Annotated in this window: 9 protein-coding genes, 1 pseudogene and 1 riboswitch; of the genes and pseudogenes, 6 read left to right on the top strand and 4 right to left on the bottom strand. The window is 73.7% G+C overall.

Annotation, left to right across the window (positions count from 1 at the left end; all coding sequences use genetic code 11):
• Positions 1 to 263: 263 nt before the first annotated feature.
• On the bottom strand, positions 264 to 2300 hold the full coding sequence (locus tag E4099_RS19370) for a vWA domain-containing protein (protein WP_245244996.1): 2037 nt from the start codon (positions 2298 to 2300) through the stop codon (positions 264 to 266).
• A gap of 818 nt (positions 2301 to 3118) precedes the next feature.
• Here E4099_RS19370 and E4099_RS19365 point away from each other — a divergent pair.
• The 3 genes from E4099_RS19365 to E4099_RS19355 all read left to right on the top strand — a co-directional run bounded on the left by E4099_RS19365 (position 3119) and on the right by E4099_RS19355 (position 6977).
• Positions 3119 to 4156: a LysR family transcriptional regulator gene (locus E4099_RS19365; RefSeq protein ID WP_135340359.1), complete on the top strand. Its 1038-nt coding sequence runs from the start codon at positions 3119 to 3121 to the stop codon at positions 4154 to 4156.
• 152 nt (positions 4157 to 4308) lie between these two features.
• Positions 4309 to 4439, top strand: a riboswitch (FMN riboswitch).
• A 242-nt stretch (positions 4440 to 4681) separates the two neighbouring features.
• A complete protein-coding gene (locus E4099_RS19360) occupies positions 4682 to 5347 on the top strand; it encodes a 3,4-dihydroxy-2-butanone-4-phosphate synthase (protein ID WP_135340356.1) in 666 nt (221 codons plus the stop codon).
• A gap of 85 nt (positions 5348 to 5432) precedes the next feature.
• Complete coding sequence (locus tag E4099_RS19355) at positions 5433 to 6977, top strand: MFS transporter (protein WP_135340355.1); 1545 nt, start codon at positions 5433 to 5435, stop codon at positions 6975 to 6977.
• On the opposite strand, the gene E4099_RS19350 is transcribed toward E4099_RS19355, so the two are convergent.
• Positions 6978 to 8519, bottom strand: coding sequence for an ATP-dependent DNA ligase (locus E4099_RS19350; RefSeq protein ID WP_135340358.1), 1542 nt, complete (start codon positions 8517 to 8519; stop codon positions 6978 to 6980).
• Positions 8520 to 8709: 190 nt separating this feature from the next.
• Between E4099_RS19350 and E4099_RS19345 the strand changes: the two genes are divergently transcribed.
• A complete protein-coding gene (locus tag E4099_RS19345) occupies positions 8710 to 8913 on the top strand; it encodes a cold-shock protein (RefSeq protein ID WP_135340354.1) in 204 nt (67 codons plus the stop codon).
• A 530-nt stretch (positions 8914 to 9443) separates the two neighbouring features.
• Here the strand turns inward: E4099_RS19345 and E4099_RS19340 are convergent.
• On the bottom strand, positions 9444 to 9713 hold the full coding sequence (locus tag E4099_RS19340) for a DUF2277 domain-containing protein (protein ID WP_135340353.1): 270 nt from the start codon (positions 9711 to 9713) through the stop codon (positions 9444 to 9446).
• Positions 9714 to 9890: 177 nt separating this feature from the next.
• On the opposite strand from E4099_RS19340, the gene E4099_RS19335 reads away from it, so the two are divergent.
• Both E4099_RS19335 and E4099_RS19330 read left to right on the top strand, forming a co-directional pair.
• A complete protein-coding gene (locus E4099_RS19335) occupies positions 9891 to 11000 on the top strand; it encodes a sigma-70 family RNA polymerase sigma factor (RefSeq protein WP_135340352.1) in 1110 nt (369 codons plus the stop codon).
• A gap of 405 nt (positions 11001 to 11405) precedes the next feature.
• The gene (locus tag E4099_RS19330) at positions 11406 to 12458 is read left to right on the top strand and encodes a 2-dehydropantoate 2-reductase (protein ID WP_245244995.1); all 1053 of its coding nucleotides are present in this window, start codon (positions 11406 to 11408) and stop codon (positions 12456 to 12458) included.
• 285 nt (positions 12459 to 12743) lie between these two features.
• On the opposite strand, the pseudogene E4099_RS19325 reads toward E4099_RS19330, so the two are convergent.
• Positions 12744 to 13063, bottom strand: a pseudogene (locus E4099_RS19325) (heavy metal translocating P-type ATPase); the annotation flags it as partial.

The raw sequence follows: 13063 nt of genomic DNA, 5'->3' as shown, positions 1-13063 counted from the left end.
GCATGAGGGGGTCCAGGGGGGTGGGGGCTCCGACTGAAGCCCTGATACCCGTTCACACACCGGCTACCGGCAATTCCGGGGGCGCATGGCGGTACCCGATTAAGTATGGTTTGCGCCGATGCGCCTCCTCGGGGAACCGTCGGCCTGCCTGAACGCGGCTCAGGGACGCGGAAGGGGTGCCGCGGTGACCCGCGGCACCCCTTTCAGAGCGCTGGTACGGCCAGGGCCGGACGGCCGGGCGCCGGCCCTGGCCGATCGTGCTGTCAGTCCTGGACGATCCCCGCGGCGCGGGCCTCCCGCAGCCACTCCGGGAACTCCGCCGTCAACTCCTGGTACAGCGCCGCGTCGGCCAGCTCACGCGGTTCGAGACCGGCGTGGAAGAAGCCCGCGTTGTCGACCACGCGCTTCTCCGGCACGGCCAGCTCGTCCAGCTTGCGCAGGAAGTCGAAGCCCTTGCCCGCCGGGTCGCCGAAGCCGATGAACTGCCAGAAGATCGGCAGCCCCGCGGCCTCGCAGAGCGCCTTCTCGGCGGCGGGCTTGCTGGTGGGCGCGCCATCGGTCTGGAAGATCACGAAGGCGGGGGCGGTGGCGCCGGACTTCCGGTAGTGCTCCACCACCGCTTCGATCGCCCGGTGGTAGTTGGTGCGGCCCATGTGGCCCAGCGAGGCGTGCACCTCTTCGATCCGCCCGCCGTAGTTGGCCAGATCGACCTCGGACGTGCCGTCGATGTCGGTGGAGAAGAAGACCACCGGCACCGAGCCGTCGTCGTCCAGATGCACCGAGAGCGCCAGCGCCTGCTCGGCGAGGTGCTGGACGGTGCCGTCCTTGTAGTAGCGCCGCATCGACCCGGACCGGTCCAGCACCAGGTACACGGCGGCGCGCTGTCCCGCGAGCCCCTGCTTGTCCAGCGCCCCGGACGCCGCCTTGACCAGGCTCACCAGGCCGGGCGCCTGAGCGGCGACCTTCTCCAACACGACGGTGCTAGCGGGCTCGGACACGGGGGGCACCTCCGGTGCGGTGTCGGCTTCGGGGCCGGGGGTGCGCTCCGCCTCGGGCGCCGCCTCGGACTCGGGCCCGTCCGTCGGCGCGGCGGCGGCTTCGGACTTGGCCTCAGGAGTGGCGTCGGGTGCGGTGCCGACCTCGACCTCGGCCTTGGCCTCGGGCTCGGGAGCGGCTTCGGCCTGAAGCTCGGCCTCGGCGGCGGTCTCCGGGGTGGCTTCGGTTTCGGGCTCGGGCTCGGGGGTGGTCTCCCGGGTCACCTCCGCCTCGGGCTTGGCCTCGGGGGTGGTCTCCGGGGCGGCCTCGGGCTCGGCGGCGGTCTCGGGAGCGGTCTCCGGTGCGGCCTCGGCCTCCGGCTCGGGGGCGGTCTCGGGCTGGAGCGCGGTGGGGGCCGCCTCGTCCGACTCCGAGGAGGTGGTGTCGGCGATGGCCTCCGGCGCAGGGACGGTCTCCGCCTCCGGGGCAGCGTCCACGGCGGGGGTCGGGTCCGCTTCTTCCGATGCCGGTGCCGGTGCCGAGGCGGGGATCGGGTCCGTGCTCGGCGACTCGGCCTCCTGGGCCGGGGCCTTCTCCGCACCCTCCACACCGCTCGGCGACTCCGCCTGCTCCGCCCCGACGGGCTCGGCACTGACGGAGTCCTCGTCCTCCACGGTGTCCATGGCCGGGTCGCTTGCGGCAGATGCCTGCTGGTCCGTCGGCTCGGCGGCGGTCTCAGCCTCGGGCTCCGGCCCGGGCTTGGTGTCCGTGGCCGGGTCGCTTGCGGCAGATGCCTGCTGGTCCGTCGGCTCGGCGGCGGTCTCAGCCTCGGGCTCCGGCTCGGGCTTGGTGTCCGTGGCCGGGTCGTTCGCGGCAGGTGCCTGCTGGTCCGTCGACTCGGCGACGGCTTCGGCCTCGGGCTCCGGCTCGGGCCCTTCCGCAGGCTCGGCGGCGCCTTCAGGCTCCGGCTCCGGCTCCGGCTCCGGTCCTTCGGCCGGCTCGGTGGCTACGGCGCCAGGCTCCGCCTTGGACTCCTCAGCCGCCGGTGCCGGGGCTTCCGCCTGCTCGGGCAGTACGACATCGGCCGGTACGACATCGGCGGGCGCGGGCTTCGCCGGAGCCGTGGTCTCCGCTGGGGCCGTCTCCGCCATGGCGGGTTCCGGCTCGGGGGCCGGGCTCTGGAGGAGTTCGTCGAGGGTCTTGAGGGGCTCGGTCAGCGCGGGGTCGTCAAGGGCCGAGCCGGACAGGTCGTCCTCGGTGCCGGCCTCCTCGGTCCCGGTCGGGGACGGGGTTACGGCACCCTCCTCGGGCTTCGCACCGCCCACCGTGGTCTCGTCCGTACCGTCCGCGGTGACAACGTCGGAGACGGGCTCCGCAGCCTCGACCGCCGGGGCCGCCCCCGCCCCCGTGTCGGCGGTCAGGGGCGTGTCCGCGCCCGAGTCCGTACCGGCACCGGAACCCGACTCCGTACCCTCGCCCGACGGCGACCCCGTACCCGAGTCCGTACCGGCACCTGAACCCGACTCCGTACCCTCGCCCGACGGCGACCCCGTACCCGAGTCCGTACCGTCACCGGCCGAAGACTCCTTACCTTCGCCAGAAGTCGGCGCCGCACCTTCACCGGAAGCAGTCTCCAGGCCCGCGCCGGATGGCGACTCCCGCTGGTCCGGGACGACTGCCGCCTCCGAGGCGACCGTTTCATCCCGCTTTGAGCGGGAGCGGCCGAAAACCTTGCGCAGCAGGTCCCGTATTCCCATGGGCGAGCCTCTCAGGTGTCGAGTGCGGTGGGATGCACGGCGACGCATGTCCCGTGGTCCACAAAGGCTAGCGGTCCACCCTGGCCAGGGCCCTGGGGCTCCGGACCGCGGCAGGCCGCCGCGGACGGTGGTTCGGCCGCCGGACGGCGGGCACTCGGGGCGTACGGAAGGCGGGTACGGGCGGTCGCGGGCCCCGGAACGGCGCCAACTCCGTGCACACGCGCCCCTATTGACGGCTGCGCGCGGGCTAAACTCGATGGCCCGCAACGCAGGCAGAGCTGGAAAGCGAGAGCGTCACCATGCCGACACCCGGCCCGCTCGGAACACCCTCGGCGAGCCGCGGGAGCAGGCTGTTGCAGAGCCCACTCGCCCTCCTGGACACCACCATGGACCAGCTGCGCACCCTGATCGTGGTCCACGACACGGGTACCGCGCTGGGCGCGGCCCGGATGCTCGGCCGGGAGCAGTCCAGTGTGCAGAAGCAGCTGGACACCATGAACCGCAACTTCCGGGAGGTGTGCGGGGAGCCCCTGGTGCTCAAGCAGGGGCGCGGCAAGGACGTGCTGTTCACCGGTACCGGCGAGGCCCTGGTGGGGCTGGCGCGCGAGACCCTCGGCGACTGGCTCGACGGGGTGCATGAGTCCCGTCGGCGGCTGGGCAGGACCCTGATGGTGGGCACCACCCGCTTCACCCTGGCCTATCTGGCCGGGGCCGGGGAGCGGGTGGGGGAGGACTTCCGGCAGCGCGGGATCGAGCTGAGGATCGGGCATGTGCGCACCCGCGATGTGCTGGCCAAGCTGCGCGCCAAGGAGGTCGACCTGGTCTGCGGCAGTGTGGTGACCAGACCCGGCGGCGATGACGAGCTGGTCGCCTTCGACGTCATGGAGTGGCGGCGCAGCGGGGTCTCGCTGCTGACCAACCTGCCCGAGGAGCGGCTTCCGGGGCCGACCCTGGAGAGCAGTGAGCTGCGGTCCCTGCCGCTGGTGGTGTCCGGCAGCGGCATGATGGCCGGGGTGCTGCACGCCTGGTTCGGCGCCGACTACCGCAACCGGCTGCGGATCGCCGCCGAGATCGACACCGTCAACTACGGCTTCGAGCTGCTGCGGTCCGGGCTGCTGGAGGGCTGCATGCTGGTCACCCAGGGGGTGGCCGACGCGATCGGCGACCTGGGGGTCTCGGCGGGGCGGGGGCTGCGCGCGGTGGAGCTGGTGAACGACACCGGACCCCGGCTGGAGGTGCTGCTGGGGGCCTTCACCCGCCGCGGCGAGCGCGCCGGCTACGCCCCCGACCATCCGCTGAACATGCTCTGGGAGGCGCTGGCGGAGGAGAACGAGGGCTGGCGGCGCGAGCAGCGCTGGCCGACCGCCGGGCTGGAGCCGGACCCCTTCGAGCTGGCGAACAGCTACGACCCCAGTGAGAGCTGATCACCGGAAGATGATCCCCGCGGAATTCACCGGAGCGCCACCCCGTGGCCGCGGCGCCGATTCCCACTCAGTCGATCTTTCAACAGCGGTTGCGCCTGTGACAATTGACACTATGTCAATGGAGCAACGTGTGCCAAAATGCTGACGAGTGTTCGCGTGCTCCGGGGTCGGTGAAAATCCGAACCGGCGGTGAAAGTCCGCGACCCGGCCGAAGCCATCGGCCGGTTGATCCGGTGGAATTCCGGGACCGACGGTGAAAGTCCGGATGGTAGGAAGTACGCGGCGGCACCATGCCAGGCAGCGGCCCGGCCCGGTGGAGACCGGCGGTGATCGGCAGCGATCGCTTGATCCGTCCTCCCGGCCCGGCCCGTCCGCGCGGCGGTGCGCGCATCCCCGGAACCGCGCAGGCGGTAGGGGAGCGGTGCCGCTTTCGCAGCTCCTTCGCTTCCCTTCGCTTCCAGCGGACCGTACCCGCCGCCGTGTTCGGCACGGCAGGCGGTCGAGAAGGAGAAGGGCCGACACACCATGACCGTGGTGGACCACAGGGTCGGGAACGAGCGCATCCTGGCGGTGGAGCGGGCGATCGAGACATTCACCGAAGGCGGTTTCGCGATCGTCCTCGACGGTGGGGCACCGGAGAGCGGCCACCTCATGGTCGCTGCCGAGTACACCGACGAGGGCGTACTGACGCGGATGCTGGACCTCGCCTCCGGTGTGATCCGCGTGGCGCTCCCGGACGAGCGCGCCGCCGAGCTCCGGCTGCCACAGATGGCCGAGGAGTACCCCGAACCGCAGGAGGCCGAGTTCAGCGTCTCGGCGGGGCTCGCGGCGGGCGGCGCCACCGGTGTCTCCGCCACCGAGCGCTCCTCCCGTACGGTACGGGCGCTGGCCGACCCGGGCACCGCCGCCCGGGACCTGGCGCGGCCCGGCCAGGTCTTCCCGATAGCCGCCGCGCCCGGCGGCGTACTGCAGCGCGACGGGCACACCGAGGCGGCCGTGGACCTCTCCCGGCTGGCCGGGCTCTCCGGGGTCACCGCCATGTGCGAGATCGCGCACCAGGACTGGAGCACGGCCCGCTCCGACGGCCTCGGCCGGCTGTCCGACAGCCACCTCATTCCGCTGGTGTCGGCCTGTGACCTGGCCACCTACCGGCTGGCCCGCGCCGCCCACCGGTTCGCGCTGGCTGGGTGATCGACTGGTCGGCCATGGGGGTCAGGGCTACGGTCGAGTGAGCGGAAGCGAATGTTCACCCATGCGCTAGCACTCGGAACGCACTATGGCGACCTCCCGCCCGGCGCCCGACGCCGGCACAGCGGGGCACCTCGCCCCCCACCGCAAGGGCATCGCCCTGGTCGTGATCGCCTCCTGCCAGCTGATGGTGGTGCTGGACATCACGATCGTGAACATCGCGCTCCCGCACATCCAGAGCGCGCTGCGCTTCTCGACCACCGACCTGTCCTGGGTGGTCAACGCCTACACCCTCACCTTCGGCGGTCTGCTGCTGCTCGGCGGCCGGGCCGGTGACATCCTCGGCCGGCGCCGGGTGTTCGTCTTCGGCGTGCTGCTGTTCGTCCTCGCCTCGCTGCTCGGCGGCCTGGCGCAGAGTTCCGGGCAGTTGCTCGCCGCCCGCGCGCTCCAGGGGGTGGGCGGGGCCATCGCCTCCCCCACCGCCCTGGCGCTGATCACCACGACCTTCGCCGAGGGGCCGGAGCGGAACAGGGCCTTCGGCGTGTTCGGCGCGGTGTCGGCCGGCGGCGGCGCCATCGGGCTGCTGCTCGGCGGGGTGCTGGTGGAGTGGCTGGACTGGCGCTGGATCTTCTTCGTCAATGTGCCCATCGGGCTGGCCATCGCACTGGCCTCCCCCCGGGTCATCAAGGAGTCCGAGCGGCACCCGGGGCATTTCGACCTCGCCGGTGCCATCGCCTCCACGCTCGGCATGGCCGCCCTCGTCTACGGCTTCATCCGGGCCGCCGAGGAGGGCTGGCGGGACGGGCTGACCCTGGCCGCCTTCGCCGCGGCGGCCGTGCTGCTGGCGGTGTTCGTCACCGTGGAGCGGCGCTCCCCGCAGCCGATCACCCCGCTCCGGATGTTCGCCGACCGCAACCGGTCGGGCGCCTATGTGATCATGCTCAGCCTGGCCGCGGCGATCTTCGGGATGTTCTTCTTCCTCACCCTCTTCGTCCAGGAGGTGCTCGACTTCAGCCCCATCCAGGCCGGGCTGGCCTTCCTGCCGGTGAGCGTGATGATCGCGGTGGGCGCGGGGGCGGCCTCGCAGCTGCTTCCGAAGTTCGGGCCCAAGCCCTTCATGGTCGGCGGTGCGCTGCTGGCCGCGATCGGGCTGAGCTGGCTCACCCGGATCAGCGTCGACAGTACGTACCTGGGCAGCCTCCTGGTGCCGATGATGCTGTTCGCGCTGGGCATGGGCATGCAGTTCGTCTCGCTGACCCTGATGGCGGTCTCCGGGGTGGCCCCGCACGAGGCCGGCGCGGCCTCCGGACTGCTCAACACCAGCCAGCGGGTCGGCGGCTCGCTGGGCCTGTCCATCCTGGTGACGGTCTTCTCCACGGCCAGCCGCGACAAGGCGCGGGAGCTGGTGCCGGAGTTCCAGGCCACGGCCACCCCGAAGGAGCGGATGGCCTTCGAGCACACCGGCCGGCTCCCCGGCGCCTGGGGCGACCAGGTCCTCACCGCCGGTGCCAACCAGGCCTTCGTGGCCGCCGCCTGGTTCACCGTGTTCGCGGCGCTGATCGCCGTGCTGGCCGTCCAGGTCCGCCCCTCCGACCTGGAACGCCTCCGCGGCAACGAGGCACCGCCGCTGTAGTCACCCCTCGCGGCGCAGCGCGAGCACCGTGTCCAGGGTGTCCGCCTCCGCCGCGCTCTTGTCCTCCCGGTACCGGACCACCCGGGCGAAGCGCAGGGTCACGCCCGCCGGGTAGCGGCTGGAGCGCTGGAGACCGTCGAAGGCCACCTCCACCACCAGCTCCGGCCGTACCCGCACCAGCCAGCCGTCGTCACTGACCGCGATCCGCCGCAGGGCCTCGGTCTGCCACTCCAGCACCGCGTCGGTCAGCCCCTTGAACGTCTTGCCGAGCATCACGAAGCCGCCCTCCGGCCGCCGGGCGCCCAGATGCAGGTTGGAGAGCTTCCCGGTGCGGCGGCCGTGCCCCCACTCGGCGGCCAGGACCACCAGGTCCAGGGTGTGCACCGGCTTCACCTTCAGCCAGGAGGCTCCCCGGCGCCCCGCGCTGTACGGGGCGTCCAGCGCCTTGGCCACCACCCCCTCGTGCCCTCGCTCCAGCACCTCCCGCGCGAAGTCGCGCACCGCCCGCCGGGTCGCCGGGTCGGCGGGATCGGCGGCCACCAGCCGGCGCACCCGGCGCGGCTCCGGCGCGATCCGTGCCAGCTCGGCGTGGCGCTCCCGGGTGGGCAGGGCCAGCAGGTCCCGGCCCTCCACCGCGAGCAGGTCGAAGAAGACCGGGGAGAGCGGCAGGGTCTGCCGGGCCCCGGCCACGTCGGTCCGGATCCCGACCCGCCCCGCCACCTCCTGGAACGGCCGCGGTCGCCCGCCCGGCCCGAGCGCGATCACCTCGCCGTCCAGCACCGCCCGGGACACCGAGAGCTCCAGGGCCGCCGCGACCACGTCCGGGAGCCGGGCGGTGATCTCGTCCAGGGTGCGGGTGAAGACCCGCACCACCTCGCCGTCCCGGTGCACCTGCACCCGGATGCCATCCAGCTTCTCCTCCACCGCGCACGGGCCGAGGCGGTCCAGGGCCTCGTCCACGTCCCGGGCGCTGTGCGCCAGCATCGGCAGCACCGGACGGCCCACCTCCAGCCGGAAGTCCGCCAGCGCGGCCGGTCCCCGGGCCAGCAGCGCCCGCCCCACCGCACCCGGCGAACCACCCAGCATCACCGCCCGGCGCACCTCCGCGGGATCCGCGCCCACCGCCTCCGCCAGCCCCTCCACGGCCAGCGCGTCCAAGGCGCCCTGCCGCAGCTCGCCACCGATCAGCCGCAGCAGGAAACGCTGCTCCTCCTCGGTCGCCGCGGACAGCAGCCCGTCCAGCAGCCGTTTGCGCTCGCCCGCCGCGCCCTTGCCGGCCACCGCCGCGATCCGCTCCAGCGCCGCGTCCACCTCGGACACCGTCAACCGGGCCTGCCCGGCGGGTGGCGGCAGATCCCGCAACGCGGCCCAGCCCACCCCGGTACGCCGCTGCGGCAGCCGACCCGCCAGATAGGTGATCACCACCGGCGCCTCGTCGGGCCGCGTACGCGCGAACAGCCGGGCCAGCGCCGCGACCTTCGCCGAACGCGCGGCGGTGGCCGCGATCTCTCCCGAGGTCCGTGCGACATCGGCCAGCAGCATGGTGTCCATGGTCCCTCCGGACACCCGGCGCCGCAGGTCGCCGGCGCGGCGGCCGGCGGGACCGCCCCGGGGCGCGGCGCTCCCAACACGCCGTCATCCGGGTGACGGTGACGGCCACCACGCGGGCGGGAGGGTACTCCTACTGTTGGCCGACCCTTGGCCGACCCCTGTACGACCCCAAGGAGAAAAGATGGCGCAGGGCACCGTGAAGTGGTTCAACAGCGAGAAGGGATATGGATTCATCGCGGTCGACGGCGGCGGACCGGACGTCTTCGTGCACTACAGCGCGATCGCCACGACCGGCTACCGCAGCCTGGACGAGAACCAGCGGGTCGAGTTCGAGGTCGCACAGGGAGAGCGGGGCCCCCAGGCGGACCAGGTCCGCTCGCTCTGATCCCGCGGCCCTGGCAGCCCAAACCGATACGTGGCCGACCGCCCCGGCGGTCGGCCCTCCGCATGCCGGGGCCGACCGAGGGACGTACGGGGGCGCTGGTGCGGCGCCGCGCGTTGTCGCGGAACAGCCGGAGCAGGTGTGCGGGCCGGCACATTCGGGTCGCCCGGGGTGCCCGCGCGGCCCCGAGACCGGCGTGGCCCGGGTACATCCCGCCTCCAGGTCGGACGTACGTCCCCTCCGTACGCCGTACCGACGCTCGACCGGCGGTCCCGCCCCGGGGCGCCCGCGCGGCCCCGAGGCCGGCGTGGCCCGGGTACATCCCGCCTCCAGGTCGGACGTACGTCCCCTCCGTACGCCGTACCGACGCTCGACCGGCGGTCCCGCCCCGGGGCGCCCGCGCGGCCCCGAGGCCGGCGTGGCCCGGGCGCACCCGCGCCGAGGCCAGACGTACGTCCGCCCCCGACGCCGCCCGGCCGCGCCGTACCGACGTCTGACCGGCGGCCCGCCCCGGACCGTCGCCCGGCCGTCCGCTACGCCGGTATTCGGCTCTCCTCCGGCGGGTGGCTCTGCTCCGCCTGGTGGCGCCCGGCCGCGGACCCCCGTACCTCCAGGCCGCTCAGCAGTTCCCGGGTCGCCTCCGCGACAGCGGCCACCGCCTGCTCGAAAACCGCCTGGTTGTGCGCGGCCGGCGCACGGAAGCCGGACACCTTGCGGACGTACTGGAGTGCGGCCGCACGGATGTCCTCGTCGCAGACCTCGGGCATCGCCGGCGGCCTCAGGGTCTTGATGCTTCGGCACATGCCCCCAGTGTGCGACGCCCCACTGACAATCGGTCGCCGGTGCGGGACCCCAACCCCCTGCCCCGCCGCGTCCACCGCCCGCCACCAGGGCGTTCGGGCCGCCGACCGGTCCGATCGCGGGGCGTTGTCAGTGGCGCGTCCTACGCTGAGGGACGAAGCGGGAGGGGGGATCCTGGCATGAGTGATGTCACGGTGGCCGACCCGGCCTCCGCGTCCGTGGCCGGGGGCGTTCCGGCGCGCCCGGGCGGTGCTTCGGGGGATGCGGAGCACCCTGATCCGGGGGCGCGCCTCGAGCGGCATCGGGTGGAGCTGACCGGCTACTGCTACCGGATGCTGGGCTCCGTCTTCGAGGCGGAGGACGCGGTCCAGGAGACGCTGGTGCGCGCCTGGCGCGGCTACCACCGGTTCGAGGGCCGGGCGGCGCTGCGCTCCTGGCTGTACCGCATAGCCACCCGTGTCTGCCTGGACATGCTCGCCGGCCGTCGGCGGCGGGCCCGCCCGATGGACCTGACCTCCGCGGGCAGTCCGCGTACACCGCTGCCCGAGGCGTTACCGGAGGCCCGCTGGCTCTCCCCGGCGCCGGACGGCCGGGTGGTGCCGGAGCGGGGCGACCCGGCCGAGCTCGCGGTGGCCCGGGAGGGTGTCCGGCTGGCGTTCGTGGCCGCGCTCCAGCACCTGGCGCCCCGGCAGCGGGCGGTGCTGATCCTGCGCGAGGTGCTGGCCTGGAGAGCCGCCGAGGTCGCGGAGCTGCTGGACACCACGGTCGCCTCGGTCAACAGCGCCCTCCAGCGGGCCAGGGCCGCGCTGGCGACCCGGGACATCGCCGACACCGCCCGGGCCGGAGCCATGGACGAGGAGCAGCGCGGACTGCTCGTCCGGTACGTGGCCGCCTTCGAGGCGTACGACCTGGAGGCGCTCACCGCGCTGCTGCGGGAGGACGCCACGCTGTCCATGCCGCCCTACCCGCTGTGGCTGCGCGGCCACGAGGACATCCGGGAGTGGCACCTGGGCGCCGGAGCCGGCTGCCGCGGCTCCCGGATGCTGCCGGTGGTGGCCAACGGCACCGCGGCGTTCGGCCAGTACCGCCGCGACCCCTCGGGCGGCTACCGGCCATGGTCCATCCAGGTCATCGAGGTGTCCGGGGACCGGATCAGCGGCATCAACTGCTTCCTGGACACCGATCGCCTGTTCCCGCTCTTCGGCCTGCCGCCGGCCCTCGACACCACCGGGGCCCCGACCGCCACCGCCCCCACCTTTACGGGCCCCGCCCACGGCATACCGGCCTGAGCCGCCGAAGGCACCTGCTGGGTCCGTATCGGTGCCGTCCGTCCGTGGCGCTGCGGGCCGGGGCCGGTCGGGTGGGAGCCTGCCGCAGCGCACCGGCCGGCGGACTACCGGCCACCCTGGTGGTGCCACCTGGCCCGCCCACGGCATACCGGCCTGAGCCGCCGAAGGCACGCGCCGAGTCGCGCACCGGCCACCCCGAGCAATGATCTGGGCAGGCCAGTGCGGGATTTGGCGCGAGGTGTTGGCGGGAGGACGGATCTGCTGGAGGATCGCCACCGCTCCACCAGCTCCACCGCACGGCAGCCGATCACCGGGCCCGCCACCCCGCGCCCGGACAGGCCGCACACCGGACCGCCCGTACTGTCAGGCCCCGCCTCAGGCCATGCCGCCAGTCAGGAGACCGCCATGCCGCAGCCCGCCGCCCCGCGACCGAGGATCGCCGTGTTCGGTGCCGGGAGCATCGGCTGCCGGCTGGGCGGAAGCCTGGCCTCGGTCGCCGAGGTGACGCTGATCGGCCGTCCGGCGGCGATGGCCACCCTGCGGGAGAACGGGCTGACCCTGACCGGCGGCGGCCGGCCGGCGGTCACCGTCGACCCCGCCGCGCTGCGCTTGGCCGACACCCCCGAAGCGGTCGCCCAGTCGATCGCCGGGGCGGACTTCGTACTGGTCACCGTGAAGTCCATGGCCACCGAGGATGCCGCCCGGCAGCTGCTTCCGCATCTGGCGCCGGGCACCGTGGTGGTCAGCTTCCAGAACGGGCTGCGCAATCCGGAGGTGATCCGGTCGGTGCTGGGCGACCGTCCGGTGGTGGCCGGCATGGTTCCGTTCAATGTGCTGCCGACCGCCCCCGGTACGTACCACCAGGGCTCGGGCGGGGCGCTGATGGTGGACGACCAGCCGGCCGGCGCACCTCTGGTCGCGGCGCTTTCGGCGGCCGGACTGCCGGTGCGGGCCCACGCCGACATGCGCGCGGTGCAGCACGCCAAGCTGCTGATGAATCTGAACAACGCGGTCAACGGCCTGTCCGGGCTGCCGCTGCGCGAGGAGCTCGGGCAGCGCGCGTTCCGGCTGTGTCTCGCGCTCTGCCAGAGCGAGGCACTGGCGGCGTACCGCGCCGAAGGGGTCCGGCCGACGAGGCTCGGCGCACTGCCCACCCACCTGATGCCGCGTCTGCTGCGACTGCCGGACCGGCTGTTCCAGCGGCTGGCGGCGTCCGTGTTGGCCATCGACGCCGAGGCGCGCTCCTCCACCTGGGACGATCTGCGGCGCGGTCGGCCCACCGAGATAGACAGCCTGCAAGGTGAGATCGTCGCCATGGCGGCCCGGCACGGTCTGCCGGCCCCGGCCTGTGCCCGGCTGGTCGAGCTGGTGCGCGAAGCGGAGTCCGCCGGACCTGAGCGGGCCCGTCACTGGACCGGCCCCGAACTGCTGGCCGAACTCACCGCCGCCCGGGGGTGACCGGTCTGATGACGTCACGGCGTCACGGCGTCACGGCGTGCCGGAGGGGCGCCGTGGATCGGATCAGCGGAGGGGGGACGCAGGCCATGGTTGCCCGGGGCATCGCCTGAGGCGGGGGATGGCGCTCACCGCCGCCTGGGGGCGACCGTTCGAACGGCCTCACGGCGTGCCGGAGGCCCGCCGTAGGGAACACCCGCCGACGACAGCGGAACACCCGCCCGCGCCCCTCGGGGGCGTGGGCGGGTGTGTCGGCTCGGGGGCTCTGCGCCCCCTGGGGTGTGGGTGTCAGTTGTGGGTGGGTTGGAAGCGGCGGAGGCGGAGGCTGTTGCCGACGACGAAGACGGAGGAGAAGGCCATGGCCCCGCCGGCGATCATGGGGTTGAGGAGGCCGGAGGCGGCCAGGGGCAGGGCGGCGACGTTGTAGGCGAAGGCCCAGAACAGGTTGGACTTGATGGTGCCCAGGGTCCGGCGGGAGAGCCGGATCGCGTCGGCCGCGGCCCGCAGGTCACCGCGGACCAAGGTCAGGTCCCCGGCCTCGATCGCGGCGTCGGTGCCGGTGCCCATGGCCAGGCCCAGATCGGCCTGGGCCAGCGCCGCGGCGTCGT

The sequence above is a fragment of the Streptomyces palmae genome, assembly GCF_004684805.1.
In the GTDB taxonomy this organism is placed as follows: domain Bacteria; phylum Actinomycetota; class Actinomycetes; order Streptomycetales; family Streptomycetaceae; genus Streptomyces; species Streptomyces palmae.
Note: the sequence above shows the minus strand (reverse complement) of the source record. Positions and strands in the feature narration are given on the sequence as shown.

Excerpts from the sequence above, each read along its gene's own strand:
- E4099_RS19365 (WP_135340359.1), top strand. The coding sequence starts at position 3,119 with ATGGACCAGCTGCGCACCCTGATCGTGGTCCACGACACGGGTACCGCG.
- E4099_RS19360 (WP_135340356.1), top strand. The coding sequence starts at position 4,682 with ATGACCGTGGTGGACCACAGGGTCGGGAACGAGCGCATCCTGGCGGTG.
- E4099_RS19355 (WP_135340355.1), top strand. The coding sequence starts at position 5,433 with ATGGCGACCTCCCGCCCGGCGCCCGACGCCGGCACAGCGGGGCACCTC.
- E4099_RS19350 (WP_135340358.1), bottom strand. The coding sequence starts at position 8,519 with ATGCTGCTGGCCGATGTCGCACGGACCTCGGGAGAGATCGCGGCCACC.
- E4099_RS19345 (WP_135340354.1), top strand. The coding sequence starts at position 8,710 with ATGGCGCAGGGCACCGTGAAGTGGTTCAACAGCGAGAAGGGATATGGA.
- E4099_RS19340 (WP_135340353.1), bottom strand. The coding sequence starts at position 9,713 with ATGTGCCGAAGCATCAAGACCCTGAGGCCGCCGGCGATGCCCGAGGTC.
- E4099_RS19335 (WP_135340352.1), top strand. The coding sequence starts at position 9,891 with ATGAGTGATGTCACGGTGGCCGACCCGGCCTCCGCGTCCGTGGCCGGG.
- E4099_RS19330 (WP_245244995.1), top strand. The coding sequence starts at position 11,406 with ATGCCGCAGCCCGCCGCCCCGCGACCGAGGATCGCCGTGTTCGGTGCC.